This window comes from Citromicrobium bathyomarinum (genome assembly GCF_038594605.1).
Classification (GTDB): domain Bacteria; phylum Pseudomonadota; class Alphaproteobacteria; order Sphingomonadales; family Sphingomonadaceae; genus Alteriqipengyuania; species Alteriqipengyuania bathyomarina_B.
On the sequence record NZ_JBCFZM010000001.1, the window covers coordinates 1,363,837 to 1,386,623 of the forward strand.

Here is a 22,787-nt window from a genome sequence, read left to right on the forward strand (position 1 = left end):
CCAACGCGATGGAAGGCGACGCGTCAAGATGGCTCTTCCACTGCCGGCTGCTCCGAAGAGGGGTCGGGCCCCTCCCGATCTGCGGGCGGCTGCTCTACGGGAGCCGGGTCCGCAGGCGCCTCCTGCACCGCTGGCCGGGCCGCCGCGATGTCGAGCGGGAGAGAGCGATACCGCTGGCCCGTGGCGGAGGACAGCGCATTGGCGATGGCGGGCGGAGCGATCACCGCCCCCAGTTCGCCGGGGTCGAACGGCTCTTCATCGCTGGTCACGAAATCGATCGCGATCTCCGGACATTCGGCCAGCGTGGGGAGGTCGAGCGCCGCCAGCCGCGTTGCAGTCGGCAAGCCCTTCGCGAAGCCGGTTGCCGATCCCAGTGCCAGCGACAGGCCGAAGACCAGCCCGCCCTCGATCTGCTGGCGGACAAGATCGCGGTTGACGATCCGCCCGATATTCGCCGCCACGCTCAGCCGCGTGACGCGCACGCCGCCCTCGCCCTGGCTGGCCTGCGCGACGCAGGCGATCCATCCGGACCGCTCGCCCAGCTGCATGCGATGGCAGGCGAGCCCCTGGCCACCGGCGACCTCTCCGCCGTTCCATTCGGCGAGCCGGGCGGCGCGTTGCAGCACCTCGACCATCGCGAGGTCCTGCCCCAGCATCGCGATCCGGTACGACAGTTTTTCACGCCCCAGCTCCTCGGCCAGTTCGTCGATGAAGCACTCGGTGAAGAACGCCGTGAAGGCATCGCCCCCGCCGCGCATCCGCGCGACCGGCAGCCCGATCGAGACGGGCACGTGCGCCACCGAAAGGTTGGGAATCGCATAGGCGGGCACCGCACCCGACACTGCCAACGGATCGGCCTGCCCGGCGCTGTCTTCGCGTGCGGCCCAGGTCGTCCGGTTGTCGAACAGGCGTGCGCCCTGTTCGCGCATGAAGGGCGGGATCGCGATCTTCGTCTTCAGCGCAACGATGCTGCCGTCGCGCCCCAGCCGCGCACCGATCTGCGCCGCGGCGGGCGCGCGCGGCGGGCTGTCGATCAATTCCTGCCAGCGCGACCAGACCAGTTGCACCGGGCGACCCAGTTCGCGCGCGATCACCGCGGCCTCGATGGCATGGCGATGATCGAGCCGCGCGTCGAAGCTGCCGCCTGCCGCCATCGGCACCAGGATGACGTCTTCCACCCCGATGCCGATCGCGCGGGCTGCCGCGACGCGCGCCCGCTCGGGAGCCTGGCTGGCGATCCACAGCGTGAGTTTGCCATCGTCGAGCCACGCGGTCGCGGTCGCGGTTTCGATCGGAGCGTGGACAGCAGGCGCAATGTCGTAGCGGCGGGTCAGCGTGGGCTTGCCGTCGAGCACTTCCTGCGCGCCAACCAGTGCGATCTGCTGCGCTTCGCCGCTGTTGAGCCCCTCGTCGAGTGCTTTGGCGATCCGGCCACTATCGACGGCATTGCTGACACCAAACACCGGCTTCATCGCCGCCAGCGCCCTCTCCGCCGCCCACCATGTCTCCCCCGCAGCCGCGAGCCAACGATTGCCCTGCACGATGCCGACGAGGCCGCGCACCTTGGCGGCGGCTTCCTTTTCGTAGCGCTTGAGGATGCTGCGATCGACCGGACCATGGCGGATCGAGACGAAGGCCATGCCGGGCAGGCGGATGTCGCCTGCGAACAGAAAGCTGCCATCGACCTTGGCGGGCAGATCGATCCGCGGAAAGGCGGTCTCGGCGGTGGAGCCTGCGCCGCGCGGGGGCTCGGCAGGCGGCTGGCTGCGTAGCGGGGCGACATCGGGCGGATCGCGGCGGCTCGCACCCTCGGCCAGATCGGCAAAGCGCAACTGCCGCTGGCCGGCGATCACGAAGCCATCGCGCGCGCGGCATTGCTCGGGCGATATGCTCCAACGCTCGGCAGCCTCGGCGATCAGCATGGCGCGCGCGGTCGCGGCCGCTTCGCGTGCGGGCATTTCATATGCGGCGAGCGTGGTGCCTGCGGCGGTCGCATTGAAGCGCGTCCGCTCGGCAAAGCGGCGGGCGAGCAGGGAATCGGGATCGCTCGCAATGTCCGCCCCGCCCGCCAGCCACAGCCGCGCCCAGTGGCTGGCTAGCACGACGTTGGGATAGGCCCCGGTCGGCGGCGCAGGCTCGACCGCGATCTGTCGCCAGTCCGCGCCAAGCTCCATCGCCACGATCTGCGCAATCAGCGTGGTGACACCCTGCCCCATCTCGCATTGCGGAACGGCGACGGTGATCACCCCGTCATTCGCGATCTTGAGCCAGGCGTTGAAGCCGACCTCGCCCTCCGCAGGTTCCAGCGGCGCGTCGAAGCGCTGGGGCAGCAGCAGATAGGCGACGACCAGGCCGCCGCCTGCCGCAGCCCCTGCCAGCACCCCGCGTCGGGAAATCTTCAGGCCGCGTCCGGCCTCGACGCCCCGACGCAGCCCATTCATGCGGCGCCGATCCCGAGGCTTTCCGCAATCTCTGCGGCAATCGCCCGAAAGGCGCTGCCTTCGGGGCTGTCACCCATGGCCACGGGCGCGCCATCGTCGCTCGATTCGCGCACCGCATGGCTCAGTGGAATGCGCCCGAGGAACGGCAGATCGAGGCGGCCCGCCGCGCGTTCGACCCCGCCGCTGCCGAAGGGATCGCTCGCCTCGCCGCAATGGGGGCAGACATAGCCCGCCATGTTCTCGACCAGGCCCAGGATCGGCACTTCGGCCTGATCGAATAGCGAGCCGGCGCGCGCCGCGTCGGCTAGCGCGAGATCCTGCGGGGTCGACACGATCACCGCGCCATCGGGCTTGAACTTCTGGAGCATGGTGATCTGCACGTCGCCGGTGCCCGGCGGCAGATCGACCAGCAGCAGCTCGGCATCGCCCCAGTTCGCTTCGAACAGCTGCGCCAGCGCGCGGCCCGCCATCGGCCCGCGCCACGCGAGCGCGCGGCCCTTGGCAACAAGGTGCCCCATCGACAGCATCGGGATGTCGGCCACGCCGATTACCGGCTGCAGGGTTTCGCCTTCGGCCTCCGGCTTGCGATCCTCGCTCTTGAGCAGAATCGGCTGCGAGGGGCCATAGATATCGGCATCGATCACGCCGACCTTCACGCCTACCCGCCTGAGCGCGACCGCAAGGTTCGCGGTGACAGTCGACTTGCCGACCCCGCCCTTGCCCGATCCGATCGCGATGATTCGCCGCTGCACTTTCTCGCCCATGAAAGCGACCGCCAGCGTCCGACCCGCCAGCAGATCCTGCAGGCCTTCGCGCAATTCGGCCTCAAGCGCGTCGCGCGCGCCTTTGCTCAAGCCTGCACCGTCGACCACCAGCGACAGCGAGCCTTTGCCCGCTCCTGCGCCAGCGGCATCATCGCGCGCCATCGCCGCAGCGACACGCGCAGCCAGTTGCGGACCCAATGCCGCCTTCACATCATTCAGTTCATTCGTCACGCGCGTGTCAATAACAGCAAAAATGCGCGGGCAACCCCTGTTTTTCGCGAAGCATGCTCCCTATAAGAAATGCCATGAAAATCTTGGACGGGTTTCACTCGAAAATTGCGCTGGCGATGGCCGGCAAGAACCCATGGGGCGGATCGTCGGGCAATTCCTCCGGCGATGGCGATCGATCCGGTGATTCGGACGGCGGAAAGCCCGCAGGCGGCGGGTCGAAGGGCGACAGGCCGGATGGACCACGCAACCCATGGGTGCCCAAAGGCGGCGATGGCGGCCCGCGCCGCTCCGCCTCGATCGAGGATATCTTCAAGAACCGCGGCCCCGAAGGCCCGCGCCGGCGGGCCGGTGGCCCGGGTGGCCCCGGTGGCCCCAACTTCCGCATGCCCCAGCGCCCAGGCGGCAAGAGCTGGGTGCCCGTGATCGTGATCATCGCGCTGGTGATTTGGGTTCTGGTGACGAGCACGCACCTGATCGGCCCGCAGCAAAAAGCAGTGGTCAAAACGCTCGGCAACTACACCCGCACGCTCGATTCGGGTCTGCAGTTCACCGCCCCCTTCCCGTTCGAAACGGTCGATGTTGAGGATGTCGAAGGCGTGCGCCCGGTCCGCATTCCGGGCAACAACAACCAGGCCAAGCTCATCCTGACGGGCGACCAGAACCTCGTCGATCTCAGCTATATCGTGCGCTGGAACATCAAGGATCTGGAAGGCTTCAAGTTTCGCGTCGTCGATCCGGAGGAGACGGTGAACGAGGCCGCCGAAGCCGCGATGCGTGCCGCCGTCGCCGAGACCGAGCTGGACGAGACCTTCTCGGGCCAGGGCCGTGCGGCGATCGAGCTCGACGTGCGCGAACGCATGCAGGCCACGCTCGACAGCTATGGCGCGGGCGTCCGCGTGCTGGGTGTCGAAATCGAAAAGGCCGATCCGCCCGCACAGGTGGTCGATGCCTTCCGCGACGTGCAGGTGGCCGAACAGAACGCCGATGCGGCGCGCAACCAGGCGCGTGGCTATGCGCAGCAGATCCTCGCGCAGGCCGAGGGTGAGGCGCAGGCCTTCGACAAGGTCTACGAGGAATACCGCCTCGCCCCCGAGGTGACGCGCCGACGTATCTATTACGAAACCATGGAGCGCGTGCTGAGCCGGACCGACAAGACCATCGTCGAGACGGACAACGTCACCCCCTACCTGCCGCTTCCCGAGATCAATCGGCGGCGCGGTGCCGGGGCGACAGCGCAGCCCGCGCCCTCCACCACCACGACCACGGGAGGCCAGTAATCATGGTTAGTGTGTGGGATAAATATCGCGCGGTCTTCATCATCATCGGCATCGCGATCGTCGCCTTGATGATGAGCATCTATATCGTGCCCGAGGAAGAGCAGGCGGTTATCGTACGGACGGGTGAGCCAGTCGGTACGGTCAACACGATCGGCGGCGAAACGAACGCCGGCCTCTATCTGCGGGTGCCCTTCATCGATTCGGTTCGCCGGATAGAGAAGCGCCTGCTCGATCTCGAAATGAACGATCAGGAAGTCCTCTCGGCCGATCAGCAGCGCCTGCTGGTTAACGCCTATGCGCGCTTCCGCATCGTCGATCCGGTCCGCATGGTCGAACGCGCAGGCACGACCGACGGTGTGCGCAATGCGCTCGAGCCGATCCTGAACTCGGTGCTGCGCCAGGAACTGGGCCGTCGCACGTTCCAGGGGATGCTGACCGCCGAACGCGGCAACGCGCTCGCCAATGTTCGCGCCAATCTGGACCGGCAGGCGCGTCAGTACGGGGCCGAAGTGGTCGATGTGAAGATCATGCGCACCGACCTGCCCGACGCGCCGCTGCAGTCTGCCTTCCGCCGGATGGAATCGGATCGCGAACGCGAAGCCCGCACGATCCGCGCTGGCGGTAGCCGCGACGCGCGCATCATCCGCGCCGAAGCCGACGCCGAAGCGGCCCGCACCTATGCCGACAGCTTCGGCCAGGACCCGGACTTCTACGATTTCTACCGCGCGATGCAGAGCTACGACCAGACGTTCGAGACCGGTCGCGATGGCGATGCGCAGAGCGAAAGCAGCATCATCCTGTCGCCCGACAACGAATATCTGCGGCAGTTCCGCGGACAGCGTTGACCGTTCGTCGAACGGAGTGCCCCGCCGATAGACAGGGTTTCCTCCGTTCAAACGCGATTAAGCGCCTGCGCCCTTCATTGAGGCGCAGGATCAAGACCGGGCCCTCGCGCGTTAATGCGCCGGTGCGGTCGACGACAGAAAAAGGAACCAAGAGGACGTGAGACCCGTGCGATATGCTTATGGCCTGACCTCTGCGCTGCTGATCGGTGGCGCAACCATTTCCCTCGTAACCGGCCAGCCGGCGGGCGCCCAGGTCGCCCAGAACGCCGACAACCGGATCGAAAACGCAGTGCCGCGCGCCGGCGCCCCCGCGAGCTTCGCCGATCTGACCGAGCAGCTCGCCCCGGCGGTGGTCAATATCTCCACCCGCCAGCGGGTCGAAGTGCAAAGCTCCAACCCCTTCGCGGGCACGCCTTTCGAAGGGCTGTTCGGCAATCGCCGGCAGGGCCAGCCGACCACCCGCGAGGGCCAGTCGCTCGGCTCGGGCTTCATCATCTCCTCGGATGGCTACGTGGTCACCAACAACCATGTCGTCACCCCGCAGGGACGCGGCACGGTGGAAGAAATCACCGTGACCACGCCCGATGGCACCGAATACGAAGCGGAACTGGTCGGCAAGGATGCCGAATCCGATCTCGCGGTGCTCAAGATCAACCGCGCCGAGGCCTTCCCCTTCGTCCAGTTCGGCGATTCCGAAAGCGCGCGTGCGGGCGACTGGGTGGTTGCGATCGGCAACCCCTTCGGCCTCGGTGGCACCGTCACCAGCGGGATCATCTCGTCGGTCCTCCGCACCGCCGGTGCCGGCGCATATGATCGCTACATCCAGACCGACGCCGCCATCAACCGCGGCAATTCGGGCGGCCCGCTGTTCGACATGCGGGGCAATGTCATCGGCATCAACAACGCCATCCTCTCGCCCTCGGGCGGTAGCGTGGGCGTCGGTTTCGCCATTCCCGCAGACACTGCGGCACCGATCGTGGAACGGCTGCGCAAGGGCGAGACGATCGAACGCGGCTATCTGGGTGTCAGCATCGGCCCCGTGACCGATGATTTCGCCGCCGCGCTGGGCCTGCCGCGCAATCGCGGCGAAGTCGTCCAGTCGGTGGTCGAGGGTGAAGCCGCAGAGCGCGCCGGGATCGAAGCGGGCGACGTGGTGATCGCGGTCAACGGCCGCGACGTTACCCCCGACCAGACGCTTTCGTTCCTTGTCGCCAATATCGCGCCGGGCACGACCATCCCGGTTACCCTGCTGCGCAATGGCGACCGCCGCACCGTCCGCCTGACCGTGGGCACGCGGCCGAGCGCCGAAGAGCTTGCCGAAGCGCAGATGTTCGATGGGAACGACGACGAGGACGAAATGAACGCGCCGCTCGATGGTGGCGAATTCCTCGCAGAGAAGCTGGGCATCGGCGCGGTCGCGATCAATCCGTCCATCGCCCGCCAGCTGGGCGTGGAAACCGACATGCAAGGCCTCGCCATTGCGGCGATCGATCCGAGCTCGGATGCCGCGCGCAAGGGCCTGCAGCGGCGCGACATCATCCTGTCCGCCAACAACCAGCCCGTGCCTTCGACCGACGCACTGGAAGCGATTGTGCGCGACGCCGAGGAACGAGGCCGCGAAGCCATCGTGCTGCGGGTTCAGCGCCCGCGCGGCCCGTCGCAGTATGTCGCGGTGCGCATCCAGTAGGATCGCGTCAAACCGAACATCAAAGGCCCCGTCGGAGCGATCCGGCGGGGCCTTTTCGTTGTGTGCAATCGGTGATGCGGTGCTGGCGGCGGATGGCCGCTCGGCGCCCCGCCCCCGGGGTGCGCGCTAGTAAATCTGCTCGCGTTGCTGGGGAGGAACCGCCGGCGCCTCTCTCTGCGTCGGCTGGGCCGGTTGCGGTGAGGGACGCGGGGTTGGCGGTGGCTGCTGCTGGGGCGGCTGCGGGCGGCTCCCTTGTCCGCTGCCCTGATTGCCGCCGCCGATTGCGCGATTGAGAAAGTCGTCGTCGACCGCCTGCGGCTCGCCATCCGCGCCTGCCCCGGGGTTGCGCGGACGTTCGGTCACGCCTTCGCTCGCCGGGCCTTCCTCGCCCCCACGGCGGCCCGGTTCGATCAGGTTGCCTTGCTCGTCGATGAAGTAATAGTCTTCCGGATCGCCGTAATAGAACTCTTCGTCCGGCTCGACCTGCCAGTCGGGGAGGTCGGTATCGGTATCGAAAGGCTCGATCGGGCGATCCTTCACCGCAAAGCGCATGAAGGCGGAAAACGCCTGGGCCGGCGCACGCCCGCCCGACAGCCCGCCGACCGCCTTGTTGTCGTCGCGCCCCATCCACACACCGGTGGTGATGCCGGAAGAAAAGCCGACGAAATAGCCGTCTTTGTTGGAGCTGGTGGTGCCCGTCTTGCCCGCGACCGGGCGACCGATCTGCGCCGCGCGGCCCGTCCCGGTCTGGACCGCGGCCTGCAGCAGGTCGGTCATCTGCGACGCTACGTAATCGGGCACCAGCCGCACTTCGCGCGGAGTCTCGCGCTGATAGAGCGTCTCGCCGCTGGTGGTCGTCACCTTGACGATGCCATAGGGCTCGACCGCCATGCCCCCTGCCGAAACGGCAGCGAAGGCGCGGGTCATGTCGATCAGGCGGACCTCCGAACTGCCGAGCACCATCGAGGGGAAAGTGGACACTTCCGAAGTGATCCCGAAACGCCGGGCCATCGATGCGACCGTGCCGAAGCCGACCTCGTTGCCCAGTTGCGCAGCGACGGTGTTGACCGAGAAGGCGAAGGCCTGCCGGATGGTCATCTCGCCGGAAAAACGCCCGCTCGAATTGCGCGGGCTCCAGCCGTCGATGGTGATCGGTGCGTCGACCACCGTATCATCGACCCGGTAGCCCGATTCGAGCGCCGCCAGATAGACGAACAGCTTCCATGCCGAACCCGGCTGCCGCTTGGCCACCGTGGCGCGGTTGAAATTGCTCTCGACATAGTCCCTGCCGCCGACAAGCGCGCGGATCGCACCGTCGCGGTCGAGCGCGACCAGCGCCCCTTGCGCACCCTTGGGCGCGTTGGACTTGATCGCCGCAGTCGCCGCGCCTTGCATGCCGACATCGATGGTGGTCCACACCTCGATCGGTTCGAGCGTATTGGGCAGCAGGATATCGAGCTGGGGCAGCGCCCAATCGGTGAAATAGCGAACCGAGTTCTGCCCGGTTTCCTGCTTCAGTTTTACGGCGGAGGGATCGACCGATGCCTGCTCGGCGGTGATCCGGCCCTGCTCCTGCATCAAGCGCAGCACGACCTGCGCGCGGCCCACCGCGGCATCGACATCGGCAGTCGGCGAATAGCGGCTCGGCGCCTTGACCAGCCCCGCAATGATCGCCGCCTCGGCGGTCGAAAGCTCGGTCGCGGGATGGCTGAAGAACTTCCGGCTGGCGCTGTCGACGCCATAAGCACCGCCGCCGAAATAGACCTTGTTGAGGTAAAGCTCGAGGATCTGTTCCTTGTCGAACTTCATCTCGAGCGCCAGCGCCAGAACGGCCTCGCGCAGCTTGCGGTCGAGCGTGCGGTTGGAGTTGAGGAACACGTTGCGGGCGAGCTGCTGGGTGAGGGTGGATGTGCCGCCGACGCGCGAGCGCGATCCGATGATGGGTTCGATGAACGCGCCGCCGGTGCGCACCGGATCAATGCCGAAATGCGAATAGAAGCGGCGATCCTCGACCGCGATCATCGCCTGCTTCATGACCTCGGGAATTTCTTCCTTGTCCAGCCACTCGCCCGGGCTCGGCCCGAGTTCGACGATGGCGCTGCCATCGGCCGCGCGCACGACGATGGTCTGCGCGGTCTGCGCAGCCTTGAGTTCTTCATAGGAGGGGAGAGAGCGGGCCGCGAAAGCGACCGCCAGGATGAGGAACAGGACTGCCAGAGCCGCCAGTCCGCCAGCCCACATGACGGTCAGGCGCAGCCAGCGCGGTGCTTTTTCCCACGTCTGCGCCCCGGGAAACCTGCGCCCCCCATTTGCGCGCGTGATGCTGTTTCCCGCCATCTAGCCAACTGGTCCCAAATTACGGTGCATAGCGGCACCCGTGATCTCGCCGCTATGCATAGGTGAAGCTCAATGGCGAATGAACGACATTTTTTGGCCTCAATTCATGAATCAACTGCCAACGGGCGGATCGCCGGCTGCCTCGAACTCCAGCGCGACCGAATTGATGCAATAACGCAGCCCTGTGGGCTTGGGCCCGTCGGGGAACACATGACCCAGATGCCCCTGACAGGTGGCGCAGAGAACTTCTGTGCGGGTCATCCCGTGCGAGACATCCTGCTTGGTCTCCACCGCGTCGCCCTCCGCCGGGCTGTAAAAGCTAGGCCAGCCAGAACCGCTGTCGTACTTCTCGGCGCTCGTGAAGACGAGCGTGCCGCAGCCCGCGCAGTGATATTCGCCCTCGTCCTTGAGCTTGTCGTAGGCGCCGGTGAAAGCCCGCTCGGTCCCGCCTTCGCGCAGGACATGGAACTGTTCGCGGGTCAGGCGCTCACGCCATTGGTCTTCGGTCAGGTCGAGTGTGTCGGGCATTGGGATATCTCCTTTATAGGATATATGGTCCGCACGCTGCCCCCGTTCCAGCTTCCTTTGTGCGAGCTCAGTCGTCGAGCTGCGAATAGGAGGGCGGCGGCTGGATCACATCCATCCGCTCACTCAGCAAAGGTCCGAAACTGGGCCTGCTCTTGAAAGCGGCATACCAGTCGCGGGTCGGCTGGTGATCCTTCAGATCGATCCCGCCGAGATAATCCGCCACCGAAAGCTGCGCGGCGGCGGCGATATCGGCCAGGCTCAGCTGCGGCCCGGCGAGCCATGCGCGGTGATCGAGCAGCCAGTCGAGATAGTCGAGATGGGCGTGGGCCAGCTTCATCGCCTCGCGGATGATCCGCGAATCGGGCGGCTCGCGGAGCACGAGGCGTTTCTTCATTCGCTCGTGCAGCAGCGGCATCGTGACATCGCCGAACAGGTTTTCCTCGAACAGGGCGACCAGCCGACGGATTTCCGCGCGGTTCAGGGCAGAGCCATTGATCATCGGCGCGCGGTCGACCGTCTCTTCGAAATATTCGCAGATCGCGGTCGAATCGCTCAGCACGATGCCTTTCTCGGTCTCTTCCAGCACGGGCACGCGGCCCGCGTGGTTCATGTCGAAAAAGTCGTCGTCGGCATTCCACGGATCGAGCCGCTGAAGCGCAAAAGGCACGCCCTTCTCGCGCAGCAGGATACGCACCTTGCGGCTGAACGGGCACAGGGGAAATTGGTGGAGGGTCCACATAGGCCCCTCAGATGGAGCAAAGCGCTCCGCAAATCCAGATGCTTGGAGCGCAGTTTCGGCGCGGATCGCCGCAAAGCGGTGCCTAGATGCCCGAAGCTTCCAACATCAGCAGGCACGGCGGCATGATCTCGTCGAGCGAGCCTTCGGCCAGGATCGCATTCGCCTGCTTGCGTATCCGCAATTCGATCGCCTGCCGGTCTAGCCCGGCCTCATCCATCAGCCACGCGCCCGATTGCACGAAAAACTCGCGCCCGCGCTCGCCCAGCGGCGGATAGGCCAGCGCCGCTTCCTCGCCTTGCCGCTGACGTTCCGCAATCAACGCGAAAGCCGCGGAGCAGCGCAGCGCACCTTGCTGGTCGGCCGGCAGAGGCATGGCCTCGGCAGGCTCCGTCCGAGGCGCGGCAGCATCGGCTGCGGGCTGGGCGACAAGAAAAACGATTGCGAGGAGGTTGGCGATCATGGCTCGGGCCTATACCTGACAGCCAAGCGCGTCGCTGCCCATTTCCGGGCGATGGTGCCAAAACACGACGAACCGTTTGCCGTAAGGAGCCTCCATTCATGACCGACCATTCCTCCCTCCACCTCCTGATTGGCGGCGAACAGCTCTCCGGCGGCGGGCGCGAAACCCAGGATGTGATCGACCCCGCGACTGCCGAGGTGCTGGGCACCCTGCCCCATGCAAGCGCCGACGATCTCGACACCGCGCTCGCCAATGCGGACAAGGGCTTCAAGGAATGGCGCCGTGAAAGCGCGGACAAGCGCGCAGCCGCGCTCACCAAGGCGGCATCGCTGATCCGCGAGCGCGCCAAGGACATCGGCATGCTGCTGACCCGCGAACAGGGCAAGCCGATCAAGGAAGCGATCGGCGAAGTGATCTACTGCGCGATGCTGTTCGAATTCTATGCCGGTGAGTGCAAGCGTACCTACGGGCGCGAACTGGTCCGCCCGACAGGGCAGAGCGCCCGCGTCATTTACGTACCGGTCGGCCCGGTCGCGGGCTTCGCGGCATGGAACTTCCCCGCGATCAACGTCGCCCGCAAGGTCGGCGGTGCGATTGCGGCGGGCTGCTCGGTCATCGTCAAGCCTTCGGAGGAAACGCCGGCGGCGGGTCTCGCGCTGGTCCAGGCGCTGCTCGACGGCGGCGTGCCTGCCGATGTCTGCCAGGTGGTGTTCGGCGTGCCCGACGAGGTCAGCCGCCACCTGCTCGCAAGCCCGGTCATCCGCAAGGTCACCTTCACCGGCTCCACCGCAGTGGGCAAACATCTGACCAAGCTGGCGGCGGAAGACATGAAGGTCACCACCATGGAACTGGGCGGCCATGCCCCGGTGATGGTGTTCAAGGATAGCGACGTCGACACCGTGCTCGATACGATGGTCGGCGCAGCGTTCCGCAATGCCGGCCAGGTCTGCGTCAGCCCGACGCGCTTTCTTGTCGAGCAGGACCTGTTCGAGAATTTCCGCGACGGCTTTATCGAGCGCGCGAAGGCCATCACCGTGGGCAACGGGATGGATCAGGACACGCGAATGGGCCCGATGGCGAACGAGCGCGGACCCGAAGGTCTCGCCAAGAAGATCGCCGATGCGAAGGACAAGGGCGCCAAGATCGACACCGGTGGCGAGCGGATCGGCAACCAGGGCTTCTTCTTCGAACCGACCGTGCTCAGCGAAGTGCCGACCAATGCCGAGATCATGAACGAGGAGCCGTTCGGCCCCGTCGCGCTGATCAATCCGATGGCCAGCGCCGATGCGATCATCGAAGAGGCGAACCGCCTGCCCTACGGCCTCGCCGCCTATGCCTGGACCAACGATCCCAAGCTGCGCAGTCGCCTTGCAGCCGATGTCGAAGCCGGGATGCTGGCGATCAACGGCGCGAACGTGAGCGCGCCCGATGCGCCCTTCGGCGGGGTCAAGTGGTCGGGCCACGGGCAGGAAGACGGCGCCGAAGGCGTGATGCACTGCATGGTGCCCAAGACCGTCCACGAAAGCTGATCTGTTCGAGGGGGGCCGCTACGCCCCCTCGATCTGGCTCACCGCGCCACCCGCGCAGGATCGATCCAGCGCCGAAGTTCGATCCGGTCGCCGGCGAGATCGACGATCAGCAGCTCGTCGCGGTCGGGATAGCCGAGCAGGATCGAGAGGCGCGTGTCGTCGAGCATCTCCATATGGTGGATCGCGACATAGCCGCGCGCCACCAGCGAGGATTTGAAATCGTCGAGCCCGCCCAGCAGCAGGCGGCGCCCGCGCAGCCCCTCTCCGCGCAATTCGGCATCGAGCATGAAGTGCGTCGGCGCGGGGACTGGGAAGCCATCCTCGACATCCGGCGAAGTGCCGTTGACCACGCCCGGCACCGGCCAGATGAGCCGGTGGCCGCGCACGAAGTTGCGCTCGTTGGGCAGCAGCGAAACGCTTACCCCGCTCTCCTTGTCGATAATCAGCACGTTGGTGACCGGTGCGCCGTAACTGGCACTCGAAACGCTTTCGCGCGGGCGTTGGCGCGGCCCGCCCACGGTCGCAAGCAGCCAGTTCGTGCCCGCGACGGGCGAAACGCCCGAGACGATCGCGGCAGGCGCGGCCTGCATCGTGTCGACCTCGCCGAAATCGGCATCCTCGCGATCGCCGAACGGCAGCATCGGTTCGCACGCGGTCAGCAGGCCGGCGGCCAGCAGCAGCGGCACAATCTTCATCGTCACCCTCCCCTTGCTCGAGCCCTTCATGCCATGAGTTGGGCCAGGGCCATAACTCCATTTTGATACGGCCCATCTATTCGGCACATTCTCTTGGCGCTATTGCTTCGATTGGTGTATTGCACGCCATGGCTTTCACGGAGCATCCTTTGCGGCGTGAACTGGTGCACGAGATGCACCTGCGCCGCTTTGCTCCGGTCGAGGCTCCGGCGCGCATCATCCAGATGGTCTGCCTGATCGACGAAGATGAGCGCAAGGCAGAGCAGCAGCATCTCGCCAACGCGCCCGTCAGCCCGCATGCGCAGGAACGCGAACGACGCCATGCGGTGCTGCATTTCGATCAGGGCGTCGTCTTTCTGTGGGAACGCCATACCGAGGCGACCACCATCACGCTGATCGCCCGCAGCAATGTGCGGGATACGCACGAAGCGCACGCGCTGGCGGACTGGTTGGCGGCGTGGCCTGGCGTCGTCCTGCGTGCCACCCGCGTTTTTGTCGAGCCCTCCGACAGCGAAGCCGAGGCGCTGCTGCCTGAAATGCGTTTCGAAGAGCAGGATTTGGTGTCCTGCCTCGTTTGCTCGAACGTGCGCGTCTGGTCCGATTTCCGCATCCGCGAAGACGGATACGGCAGACTGCTGCTGTCCGCTCCCGGGCGCGAACCCGATGATCTGGGCCGCATCGTCCAGCGCCTGCAGGAACTCGGCAACTACCGCAATCTCGCGCTGGTCGGCCTGCCCCCCGTCCAGCGGCTGATGCCCGAACTCAACACGCTCGAAAGCCAGCTGGCCGAATACTCGCAGCTTCTGATCGACGACGGCAAAGGCGAAGACGAAGACCTGCTGCTCGACCTTTCCACCGTGTCGGCCAAGCTGGCGCGCCTGCGGGCGGAAAACAGCTATCGTACCAGCGCGAGCCAGGCCTATGCGCAGATCGCGGCCGACCGGCTGGAAGCGCTGAAGGTCGAACCGATCGAGGGATTCCAGAGCCTGCGGGACTTCACCGAACGGCGCCTGGTCCCCGCCACCCGAACGATCGACACCTTCAACGGGCGTCTGCGGCGGCTTTCGGAACGCAGCGGCGATGCCATCGCGCTCCTCAACACGCGGATCGACACGCGGATCAAGGCCCAGAACCTCGAATTGCTGCGCTCGATGGACAGCACCTTCAATCTTCAGCTGCGGTTGCAGAACCTGGTCGAGGTGCTGTCCGTGATCGCAGCGAGTTACTACGCGGTCGCGCTGATTGCCTACATGGCCAAGGGCGCGAAGGCGTTCGGCAAGGGCGAGATCGTCGACGTCGCTATCGGGCTGGTGACCCCGGCGGTGATCCTGACGATCTTCCTGCTCGTCTCGCGCATCCGCCACCGTTTCATCCGGGAAACCGAGGACGCGGCCGACCGTTCTAAGAAAAGCGATGCTTTGAAACCGCCTGGAAAAGGTTTATAGCACACGGGTGACGTAGCGTTTTTGTGGGTGAGGAGAAGAATATATGAAGAAATCTCATGGCTTTGTCGGCAGCATGGCAATCGCCTGCCTGCTCGTTTCCGCCGGGTGTAACAGCCGCGCGGACGAAGAAGCGGCGGCACCCACCGAAACGGCCGAAACCACTGCGCCCGCAGAAACCGCGGCACCGGCAGCCGACGTCGATCTTGCAAGCCTCACCGGCGATGCTTCCGCGGGCGAACAGGTATTTGCGGTCTGCACCACCTGCCACTCGGTGGAAGAAGGCGTGAACAAGACCGGTCCTTCGCTGCATGGCATCGTTGGCCGCGAAGCGGGCTCGGTCGCCGACTTCAACTACACCGACGCGAACAAGAACAGCGGCATCACCTGGACGCCGGAAGAGCTGTTCGTGTATCTCGCCGATCCGCAGGCGAAGATCCCGGGCACCAAGATGATCTTCCCCGGCATCAAGGACCCGCAGCAGCGCGCGGACCTGATCGCCTATCTGGAAACGCAGTCCTGATGTGTAAGGCCTGAAGCCTCGGGCTTCGGGCGAATTCACCGGATCTGAAAAAGGGGCGCTCTCGCGATGGCGAGGGCGCCCCTTTTCGTTGCGGTGTTTTTTTGCAGGTGGGACGTTGCGGGCGCGCGATGCGCGCTGGCTCGATCGGGTCAGTCGACCTTCGGGCGACCTTCCTCGCGCCGTTCCTCTTCCGCCTCCTTGCGCCGCATTTCCTCAGCGGCCTTGCCTTCGGGCGTATCCATGGGATGGCGGTTGGAGCGCTTGCGCAAAAAGATCGCGAAGATCACGACTGCCGCGATCAGAACCACCAGCATGGTGCCGATATTGAGCGGCGCGGCGATCCCGAGCAGGGGCAAATTTGTAATGGACATAGGGGATTTCTCGCTTTCTCCCCTCCGTCAAACCAACGAAGCGGCCTGCGCGTTCGTTCCGAAAGCGCCCGCTTCGCACAGGCTTCACACCGACCTGCGCGCTCCGCGTGTCGCCGCCTGCGGCGTCAGGCAACCGCGTCCATCCGTGCCAGTTCGCACTGCGACCAGATCTCGCTCAGCGCATCGATGAGCCGACCGATGTCGCCATCTGTATGAACCGGGGAAGGCGTGATCCGCAGGCGCTCGGTGCCGACCGGCACGGTCGGGTAATTGATCGGCTGCACATAGATGCCGTGGTTGTCCATCAACCAGTCGCTGATCCGTTTGCACTTGTGCGCATCGCCCACCATCACCGGGATGATGTGGCTGGGATTGGCGAGATGCGGGATACCGATCGCATCCAGCTTGCGGCGCACCTGCGCCACCCGGTCCTTGTGCCGCGCGCGCTCCATCTCGCTGGTCTTGAGATGGCGGATGCTCGCTGCCGCACCCGCAGCAACAGCGGGGGGTAGCGCGGTCGAGAAGATGAAACCGCTGGCGAAGGTCCGGACGAAATCGACGAGATCGGCGCTGGCCGCGATATAGCCGCCCATGACGCCGAACGCCTTGCCCAGCGTGCCCTCGATCACGGTGATCCGGTCCATCAGCCCTTCGCGTTCGGCCACCCCGCCGCCGCGCGGGCCGTAGAGGCCCACGCCGTGGACCTCGTCGATATAGCTCATCGCGCCATGCTCCTCGCACACGTCGAGAATCTCGGCGATGGGGGCGATGTCGCCATCCATCGAATAGACGCTTTCGAAGGCGACCAGCTTGGGCACTTCGGGGCCGTAGTCCGACAGTTTGCGGTCGAGATCTTCGACGTCGTTGTGCGACCAAATCTTGTAGGGTGCCCGGCTGTAGCGAATACCCTCGATCATGCTCGCATGGTTGAGCGCGTCGGAGAACACGACGCAGCCCGGGATCTTCCCCGCCAGCGTGCCCAGCCCCGCCCAGTTGGAAACATAGCCGCTGGTAAACAGCAGCGCTGCTTCCTTGCCGTGGAGGTCGGCCAGCTCGCGCTCCAGTTCGACATGGAAATGGTTGGTGCCCGAGATATTGCGCGTGCCGCCCGCACCCGCGCCGCATTCTTCCAGCGCGTCGTGCATCGCGTCGACCACGACCGGGTGCTGGCCCATGCCGAGATAGTCGTTCGAGCACCATACGGTGACCGGCTGCGTCTCCTCGCCCACGAAGCGCGTCGCCTGCGGGAAGTTGCCACGATGGCGCTTGATGTCGGTAAAGACGCGATAGCGCCCTTCTTCCCGAACCGTGTCGAGCTGGTCCTTGAAGAAAGCATCATAGTCCATCGGGCAATTCTCCGTCTCGTGCATTATAGCCCCCTCATCGCATTCGTGTGCGCCCGCTTCTCCCGCGCGGCAATGGCCCAGCCCCACAGCGCACCATCGCGCAGCGGCAGGGCAAAGAACAGATGTTCGATCGCGCCCAGTGCGGCGAGTGCGAACAGCAGGGTCGCGCGCGTCTCCGGCCCGCCGGCCGGTGCCATCGCGGCCAGCACGCCGAGCCATACGGCAAGCGTAATGGTGCCCGCGATGCTCAGGCCCAGCAGCGCGGTGAAGCGGTTGGGCCCGAAATAGCTCGTCAGATAGGCGAGGTGGCGCGGCAGGATATCGGTGCTGGCATTGGGCACGCCCGCATAGAGGTTGAGCTTGGAAAGCAGACGCAGGCCGAACAGCAGCGCGAAGACTTGTGCGCCGATCGGGTTGGGCTGGCCCCATGCTAGCACGATCAGCATCGCCGCCGTCGCCGCCAGCGCAATCTCGTGATGGATTACCGCCGCGCTCGCCTGCCGGAATCGTGCGAGGCCACGGACCTCGGGAGCCTGGGATTCGCGACGCGGACCGGTCACACCGCCGGTCAGAAATGCCAGTTCGTGCCAGCCCCAGATTGCCAGCGCCCCGGCAAAGCCGATCGTCGCGCCCGCAATTCCGGTCATCGTGTGCGATGCGACAATCATCGCCAGTCCGCCCACCCCTGCCACTCCGGCCAGCACGAGGCTGCGCACGAAGCTGCGGCGCGGCGCGTTCGCCGCCCACGCGATCAGCCCGGTCGCGAAAAACCACACCATGATGGTCGCCAGCACCGGCAGGACATGGCCGGAGAAGCTCACCATGCGGGTTGCAGACGTACGCTTTGCGGCAGCTCGTTCTTCTGCGCGCGGTGGAAATACATCCGCGCGAAATTCCAGCCCGCACCGGCCATGCCGCTCGCGCGCTTGACCAGCCCGCCGATGCCGCCCTGCTCCTTGCCCTCCTCGATCCGCAGCGATGCCTGGCGCAGCGCCTCCATATGCGCGCGGAACTTCGGGCTGTCGGTATCAAGCTCGACCGGGAAGACCTGGCGGCTGATCTGGTTGCAGACCGAGAAGACCTTGTAGTCATATTCGGTCGGATCGACGCCCAGCGCCTCGTGGAACACCGGGCGCGCGTGGTCGCGCACATACATCGTCGCATAGACCGCAAGCAGGAAGAAACGGATCCACAGCTTGTTGTGGCCCTTCAGCAGCTTGGGGTCGGCGCGCATCAGCATCGCGAAGGCCTCGCCATGGCGGAACTCATCGTTACACCATTCCTCGAACCAGTCGAAGATCGGGTGGAACTTGTTCTGCGGGTTCTTCTCGAGGTGCCGGAAGATCGTGATGTAGCGGGCATAGCCGATCTTTTCGGACAGATAGACCGCGTACCAGATGAACTTCGGTTTGAAGAAGGTGTACTTCTTGGTCTTGGTGAGGAAGCCCAGATCGACGCCGATGCCTGCATCCTTCAGGCTTTCGTTGATGAAACCGGCATGGCGGCTCTCGTCGCGCGCCAGCAGCTTGAACAGGGCCTTCACATCGGGGTTCTTCGTGCGCCGCGCAATCTCCGCATAGAGCACGCAGCCGGAAAATTCCGACGTCATCGAACTGACCATGAAATCGGTGAACTCGGCACGCAGCGCGGGCTCGAGATTCTCGATCACGCCCTTGAAGCTGCCCTTGTCCTTGAAGTGCTGCTTGTTCGGGTCGCCGACCATGTCGGCAATCAGCTGGTCCCACTCCTCACGCACCAGCGAGACGTCGATCGCGTCGAGCGCATCGAAATCGGTGGTGTAGAAGCGCGGGGTGAGGATCGTGTCCTTTGTCGCGAGGGCCATTGCCTCGTCGCTGGTCATGATCTTGCCGCCATGCGCGGCTTCGATCTTGGTGCTCTCAATTTGGGCGGGCGCGTTCATTTGATCCTCCCGGGATTGAAGCTGACTTCGTAGAGTTCGCGAAGGTCGAAATAGGCGGCGATCCGCGTGATCGCCTGTCCGATCGGCCCGGCGCGGGTGACCGTGGCCATGCGGTCGTATTGCGCGGTCTCGCCGAAAGCGATCTGGATCGGCGCACCGTGAACGCGCACCTTGTCGCCCGGACGAATGGCGACCTCTTCGGCCAGTTCGACATGCGCATGGAAATGCTCCTCGCTTTGCTCGACCGAGATGCGGCAGGGGATGTCGAACCGTCGCAGGCTCGCGTTTGCATAAGCCATCACGCGGTCTCCCCTTCCAGCAGCACCGCGAAAGCCGCGCGATTATCGTCCCCGAAGCCGACCAGTTCGCGCCGTTCTCCTGTCGCCGGATCGCTCAGCGTCAGGCCGCCATCGCTCCACTCGGTCAGTTCGAACGGGGTTTCGGCGCCGATGCCCGACCGCTGGCGGACCAGCACGAGGCCGCGCATGGTGGAGCGGATGAAGCCTCCCGTGCCTGGTTCGACCTTGGCGACCCTCGCTCCGGTCGCGGCATCGCTGATCAGCACGCCGCCGTCGGGCGCGTCGTGAAAGAAGAGGGCGCGGCTCGCCACTTCCTGCGTCCCCGCCGCCGCGCGCGAGGCTTCGGGCACGGCGTCGCGGGCGACGAGGCCGAAGCTTGCCGAGGCTGCGAGCAGCAGGGAGAGAACCGCAATCCCGCCGATCATCGCCAGCGGAACCTTGGGCACGGGCTCGTCATGGTCGTGATGCACACTCATGCGATCGCCCCTTGCGCGCCGTGCATCGCAGGCTTGGCGCGGGCCGGGATCGCTGCGGGCTGCGCTTCACCCGGGGCCTCTCCGCGCGCAATCTCGCTGCGCGCCGAGACCGCATTGGCGAGCTTTTCCGCCACCGTCGCCGCATCGGGCAGTGCGCGCAGCATCGGCTGCGGGCGCGCCATTCGCCAGGGGCGTGCATGCGGCCACAGCAGCAGGTAGCCGAGCGTGTGCTCGCCCGCCGGTTCCAGCGCGATTTCGCCGAAGCCATGGCCCCGGTCGTTGAGGTGTGCCGCGCCGATCCTGTGGAGCGGGAGGTTGATCGTCTTCTCGATCGCCATTCCGATATGCAGGATCACGCGCTGGTCGGTGAGGATGTAGGTGGTCGTCCGGGCCGAAACGAAAGCCAGCCCATGCAGGAGCGCAAGCGCGCCAACCCCGCCCAGCAGCGTCATCAGCGCACCGGTCACGCTGCCGTTGAACACCAGCGCCGAAGCCGCGAGCACCGCGAAATAGCCGGCGACCCACCGCGCACGAAACGCGCTCCGGGCGAGCACCATCGCGTTGGGCTTGCCCTGCCACAGAACGGTCTCGTCACTCTGCGGTTGCCACAGCGTTTGGATCTGGGCCTCGCTCAGGTTCGTGCGCCGATCTCTCATGTTCACCCCGGCGGTACTCACAGCAGCGGCTCCTGCCTTTCAGGCGTCGCGTACAGGTAGCCACCACCGAAGTAGGCAACGATCCGCTCTTCCTCGTAGAACGTGATCTGGTCGGGCGCGGCCGGCACCGGAGCGCCCGCGAATTGCGCGGCATTGAGCGCGTCGATCACGATCACACCCTTGCCTTTCCTGACCACCGACATCGCCATCGGCGCAAGCACCGTCTTGCCTGCTTCGGTGGCGATCTGGAGGTAGCGGATGACGTGTTCGGCGCGGTCGATCCACACCTCGGTGACTTCGCCGACCGGCTGCTTGTCCGCACCGATCACCATCATGCCGATCGGGTTCGCATCGCGCGTGGCAATCGAGATGTCCGCTTCGAGGCTCAACGGCACGATCCGCGGGCGGCCGTCATGCGTGATGTCGGGCACCGGCTTGCGTTCGGCCCAGGATGCCGGGCCCAGCCCGTCGATCAGCGGATCGCCGGTCGGCACGAACGGCGCGCCATGGGCGCCGAAGGAAGGCTTGGCCGGGATGTCGACCCGTTCGCGACGGCTGTCCTCTGGCGTCACCGTGCCGCGCCCGTGCGGCAGCTTGAAGGTCTTTACGCTGGCACGGCTTAGCGGCCCGCCGGGGCTTTCGACAAAGCCGCTCATCTCGTTCTCGAGCGGATAGCCCTCGCGCCGGTCTTCACGACGCAGGTAGAAGATGAGCGCGATGAAGAACAACACGAAGGCGAGGAACACCAGCTCCGTGATGTCGAGCGTACCCACGAGATAGGGATCGATCATTGTGGCTCTCCTTGAGTGGCAATCATGTCGGGAACTCGCGGAGTCCGAAGGGCTGTGCGAGGGTCTGCCCGCCGCCTTGGCGACGACGTGCGACGAGCGGGCCGAGCGCCACGAGCGCGGCCAGCAAGAGGATTATCTCGATGATGTAGACGCTGGCGTAACCGGCAGCCGGGTTGTTGAGCGCGCCCGAAAGCCCGCCGGCGGACGCCGCTTGCGAAATGAGATCGCGCAGCGTGCCGCCGATGGCGATGGCCATGCCCGCACAGCTCGCCTGCACCGCGCCCCATGCGCCCAGCGCAAGCCCTGCGCCTTCGCCGCTTGCGCGCGCCATTGTTTCGGTCAGCGTGCCGACCGAGAACAGGCCGAGCCCGAGGCCGATCGACGCAGCGCCCGTGAACAGCAGCAGGCTCGACTGGAACGGCGCGGCGAACAGCACAAGCAGGAAGGCGGTGATCCCGGCAACGAGGCCGGTGCCCGCGAGCCGCAAGGGGTCGCCGCCGCGCGAGAGGCTGCGACCGGCAAGGCAGAAGCCCGCCAGCGCGCCCGCCGCCCATGCGCCGGTCAGCATCGTGGTGGTGCCGACCGACAGGCCGAGTATCTCGCCCCCGAAGGGCTCGAGCAGAGCATCCTGCATCGCGAAGGCGGCCGCGCCGATGCCGATCGCGGCGAGCAGCCGCGCGGTGCGCGCCTCGGCGATAAAGGTGCGCCACAGCACCGCAAAGCTGGGCCCTGCCGGGTCCGACGGGCGCAGCGAAGACCCGCGCGGCTCCTGCTTCCACAGCGCCACCAAGTTCAGCACCAGCGTCACCACTGCCGCTCCCTGAATCACCTGCACCAGCCGGGTGGCGGAGAAATCGACCAGCAGCGATCCGATCGCCAGCGCGGCCAGGATCGTCCCTGCCAGCAGCATGACGTAGAGCAGCGCGACCGCGCGCGGGCGCTTGTCCGGCGGGGCAAGGTCCGTCGCCAGCGCCAGCCCGGCGGTTTGCGTGACGTGGAGCCCCGCGCCGGTTAGCAGGAAGGCGATCGCGCTGGCGATAATGCCAAGCGTTGCCTTCGCCGGGTCGGACATCAGCAACAGCGCGAAAGGCATGATCGCCAATCCGCCGAACTGCATCAGCGTACCCAGCCAGATAAAGGGCACCCGCCGCCAGCCGAGTACCGAGCGGTGCGTATCCGACTTGTGGCCGATCAGGGCGCGCAAGGGTGCGACCAGCAGCGGGATCGCGATCATCACCGCGACCAGCCCTGCGGGGATCGACAGCTCGACGATCATCACCCGGTTGAGCGTACCGGTCAGCAACACGCTCGCCATCCCAACGCTCACCTGGAACAGCGCGAGACGCAGCAGTCGTCCCAACGGCAGATCCGCACTGGCCGCATCGGCGAAGGGCAGCCACGCGGTGGCCACCTTCATCCAGCTTGCAGC

At 65.9% G+C, this 22,787-nt stretch carries 22 protein-coding genes; 6 read left to right on the forward strand and 16 right to left on the reverse strand.

Annotation, left to right across the window (positions count from 1 at the left end; all coding sequences use genetic code 11):
- Positions 1–23 precede the first annotated feature (23 nt).
- Together AAG612_RS06590 and AAG612_RS06595 are read right to left on the reverse strand one after the other, a co-directional pair.
- The gene (locus AAG612_RS06590) at positions 24–2,441 is read right to left on the reverse strand and encodes a xanthine dehydrogenase family protein molybdopterin-binding subunit (RefSeq protein WP_342508439.1); all 2,418 of its coding nucleotides are present in this window, start codon (positions 2,439–2,441) and stop codon (positions 24–26) included.
- Positions 2,438–3,367: a P-loop NTPase gene (locus AAG612_RS06595; RefSeq protein WP_342508627.1), complete on the reverse strand. Its 930-nt coding sequence runs from the start codon at positions 3,365–3,367 to the stop codon at positions 2,438–2,440. Before AAG612_RS06595 ends, AAG612_RS06590 begins: the two co-directional genes overlap by 4 nt.
- A 185-nt stretch (positions 3,368–3,552) precedes the next feature.
- Here AAG612_RS06595 and hflK point away from each other — a divergent pair, with 185 nt between their 5' ends.
- The 3 genes from hflK to AAG612_RS06610 all read left to right on the forward strand — a co-directional run bounded on the left by hflK (position 3,553) and on the right by AAG612_RS06610 (position 7,245).
- Positions 3,553–4,713, forward strand: coding sequence for a protease modulator HflK (hflK, locus tag AAG612_RS06600; RefSeq protein WP_342508443.1), 1,161 nt, complete (start codon positions 3,553–3,555; stop codon positions 4,711–4,713).
- 2 nt (positions 4,714–4,715) lie between these two features.
- Positions 4,716–5,558 carry a protease modulator HflC gene (hflC, locus tag AAG612_RS06605; protein ID WP_342508445.1) on the forward strand — a complete coding sequence of 281 codons (843 nt, stop codon included), beginning with the start codon at positions 4,716–4,718 and terminating at the stop codon, positions 5,556–5,558.
- A 166-nt stretch (positions 5,559–5,724) separates the two neighbouring features.
- The gene (locus AAG612_RS06610) at positions 5,725–7,245 is read left to right on the forward strand and encodes a Do family serine endopeptidase (RefSeq protein ID WP_342508449.1); all 1,521 of its coding nucleotides are present in this window, start codon (positions 5,725–5,727) and stop codon (positions 7,243–7,245) included.
- A gap of 126 nt (positions 7,246–7,371) precedes the next feature.
- On the opposite strand, the gene AAG612_RS06615 is transcribed toward AAG612_RS06610, so the two are convergent.
- The 4 genes from AAG612_RS06615 to AAG612_RS06630 form a co-directional block, all read right to left on the reverse strand.
- On the reverse strand, positions 7,372–9,582 hold the full coding sequence (locus AAG612_RS06615) for a transglycosylase domain-containing protein (RefSeq protein ID WP_425341834.1): 2,211 nt from the start codon (positions 9,580–9,582) through the stop codon (positions 7,372–7,374).
- Positions 9,583–9,693: 111 nt separating this feature from the next.
- Positions 9,694–10,110 (reverse strand): peptide-methionine (R)-S-oxide reductase MsrB, encoded by a 417-nt coding sequence (gene msrB, locus AAG612_RS06620; protein WP_342508451.1) that lies wholly within the window; start codon positions 10,108–10,110, stop codon positions 9,694–9,696.
- A gap of 67 nt (positions 10,111–10,177) precedes the next feature.
- Complete coding sequence (locus tag AAG612_RS06625; protein ID WP_342508452.1) at positions 10,178–10,849, reverse strand: glutathione S-transferase family protein; 672 nt, start codon at positions 10,847–10,849, stop codon at positions 10,178–10,180.
- 82 nt (positions 10,850–10,931) lie between these two features.
- A complete protein-coding gene (locus AAG612_RS06630) occupies positions 10,932–11,309 on the reverse strand; it encodes a hypothetical protein (protein WP_342508454.1) in 378 nt (125 codons plus the stop codon).
- A 98-nt stretch (positions 11,310–11,407) separates the two neighbouring features.
- Between AAG612_RS06630 and AAG612_RS06635 the strand changes: the two genes are divergently transcribed.
- Complete coding sequence (locus tag AAG612_RS06635) at positions 11,408–12,838, forward strand: NAD-dependent succinate-semialdehyde dehydrogenase (protein ID WP_342508456.1); 1,431 nt, start codon at positions 11,408–11,410, stop codon at positions 12,836–12,838.
- Between the two features lie 38 nt (positions 12,839–12,876).
- On the opposite strand, the gene AAG612_RS06640 is transcribed toward AAG612_RS06635, so the two are convergent.
- On the reverse strand, positions 12,877–13,533 hold the full coding sequence (locus tag AAG612_RS06640; protein ID WP_342508458.1) for a hypothetical protein: 657 nt from the start codon (positions 13,531–13,533) through the stop codon (positions 12,877–12,879).
- A 128-nt stretch (positions 13,534–13,661) separates the two neighbouring features.
- Between AAG612_RS06640 and AAG612_RS06645 the strand changes: the two genes are divergently transcribed.
- Positions 13,662–14,978 (forward strand): DUF3422 family protein, encoded by a 1,317-nt coding sequence (locus AAG612_RS06645; RefSeq protein ID WP_342508460.1) that lies wholly within the window; start codon positions 13,662–13,664, stop codon positions 14,976–14,978.
- A gap of 43 nt (positions 14,979–15,021) precedes the next feature.
- Complete coding sequence (locus AAG612_RS06650; RefSeq protein WP_342508463.1) at positions 15,022–15,498, forward strand: c-type cytochrome; 477 nt, start codon at positions 15,022–15,024, stop codon at positions 15,496–15,498.
- 149 nt (positions 15,499–15,647) lie between these two features.
- On the opposite strand, the gene AAG612_RS06655 is transcribed toward AAG612_RS06650, so the two are convergent.
- From AAG612_RS06655 to AAG612_RS06695, 9 genes are all read right to left on the reverse strand, one after another.
- Entirely contained in the window at positions 15,648–15,869 is a 222-nt protein-coding gene (locus AAG612_RS06655; RefSeq protein ID WP_342508465.1) for a hypothetical protein, read from the reverse strand.
- A 125-nt stretch (positions 15,870–15,994) separates the two neighbouring features.
- A complete protein-coding gene (gene hemA, locus AAG612_RS06660; RefSeq protein ID WP_342508467.1) occupies positions 15,995–17,215 on the reverse strand; it encodes a 5-aminolevulinate synthase in 1,221 nt (406 codons plus the stop codon).
- Positions 17,216–17,238: 23 nt separating this feature from the next.
- Positions 17,239–18,039: a putative photosynthetic complex assembly protein PuhE gene (gene puhE, locus AAG612_RS06665; RefSeq protein ID WP_342508469.1), complete on the reverse strand. Its 801-nt coding sequence runs from the start codon at positions 18,037–18,039 to the stop codon at positions 17,239–17,241.
- Entirely contained in the window at positions 18,033–19,076 is a 1,044-nt protein-coding gene (gene acsF, locus AAG612_RS06670) for a magnesium-protoporphyrin IX monomethyl ester (oxidative) cyclase (RefSeq protein WP_342508632.1), read from the reverse strand. The genes puhE and acsF overlap by 7 nt, the downstream gene beginning before the upstream one ends.
- A gap of 56 nt (positions 19,077–19,132) precedes the next feature.
- Positions 19,133–19,435: a hypothetical protein gene (locus tag AAG612_RS06675; protein WP_342508471.1), complete on the reverse strand. Its 303-nt coding sequence runs from the start codon at positions 19,433–19,435 to the stop codon at positions 19,133–19,135.
- Positions 19,435–19,911 carry a photosynthetic complex assembly protein PuhC gene (gene puhC / locus AAG612_RS06680; protein WP_342508473.1) on the reverse strand — a complete coding sequence of 159 codons (477 nt, stop codon included), beginning with the start codon at positions 19,909–19,911 and terminating at the stop codon, positions 19,435–19,437. The genes AAG612_RS06675 and puhC overlap by 1 nt, the downstream gene beginning before the upstream one ends.
- Complete coding sequence (gene puhB / locus AAG612_RS06685; protein ID WP_342508475.1) at positions 19,908–20,588, reverse strand: photosynthetic complex putative assembly protein PuhB; 681 nt, start codon at positions 20,586–20,588, stop codon at positions 19,908–19,910. The genes puhC and puhB overlap by 4 nt, the downstream gene beginning before the upstream one ends.
- On the reverse strand, positions 20,585–21,358 hold the full coding sequence (gene puhA, locus AAG612_RS06690) for a photosynthetic reaction center subunit H (RefSeq protein ID WP_342508477.1): 774 nt from the start codon (positions 21,356–21,358) through the stop codon (positions 20,585–20,587). Before puhA ends, puhB begins: the two co-directional genes overlap by 4 nt.
- 22 nt (positions 21,359–21,380) lie before the next feature.
- On the reverse strand, positions 21,381–22,775 hold the full coding sequence (locus tag AAG612_RS06695; RefSeq protein ID WP_342508479.1) for a BCD family MFS transporter: 1,395 nt from the start codon (positions 22,773–22,775) through the stop codon (positions 21,381–21,383).
- Positions 22,776–22,787: the final 12 nt, after the last annotated feature.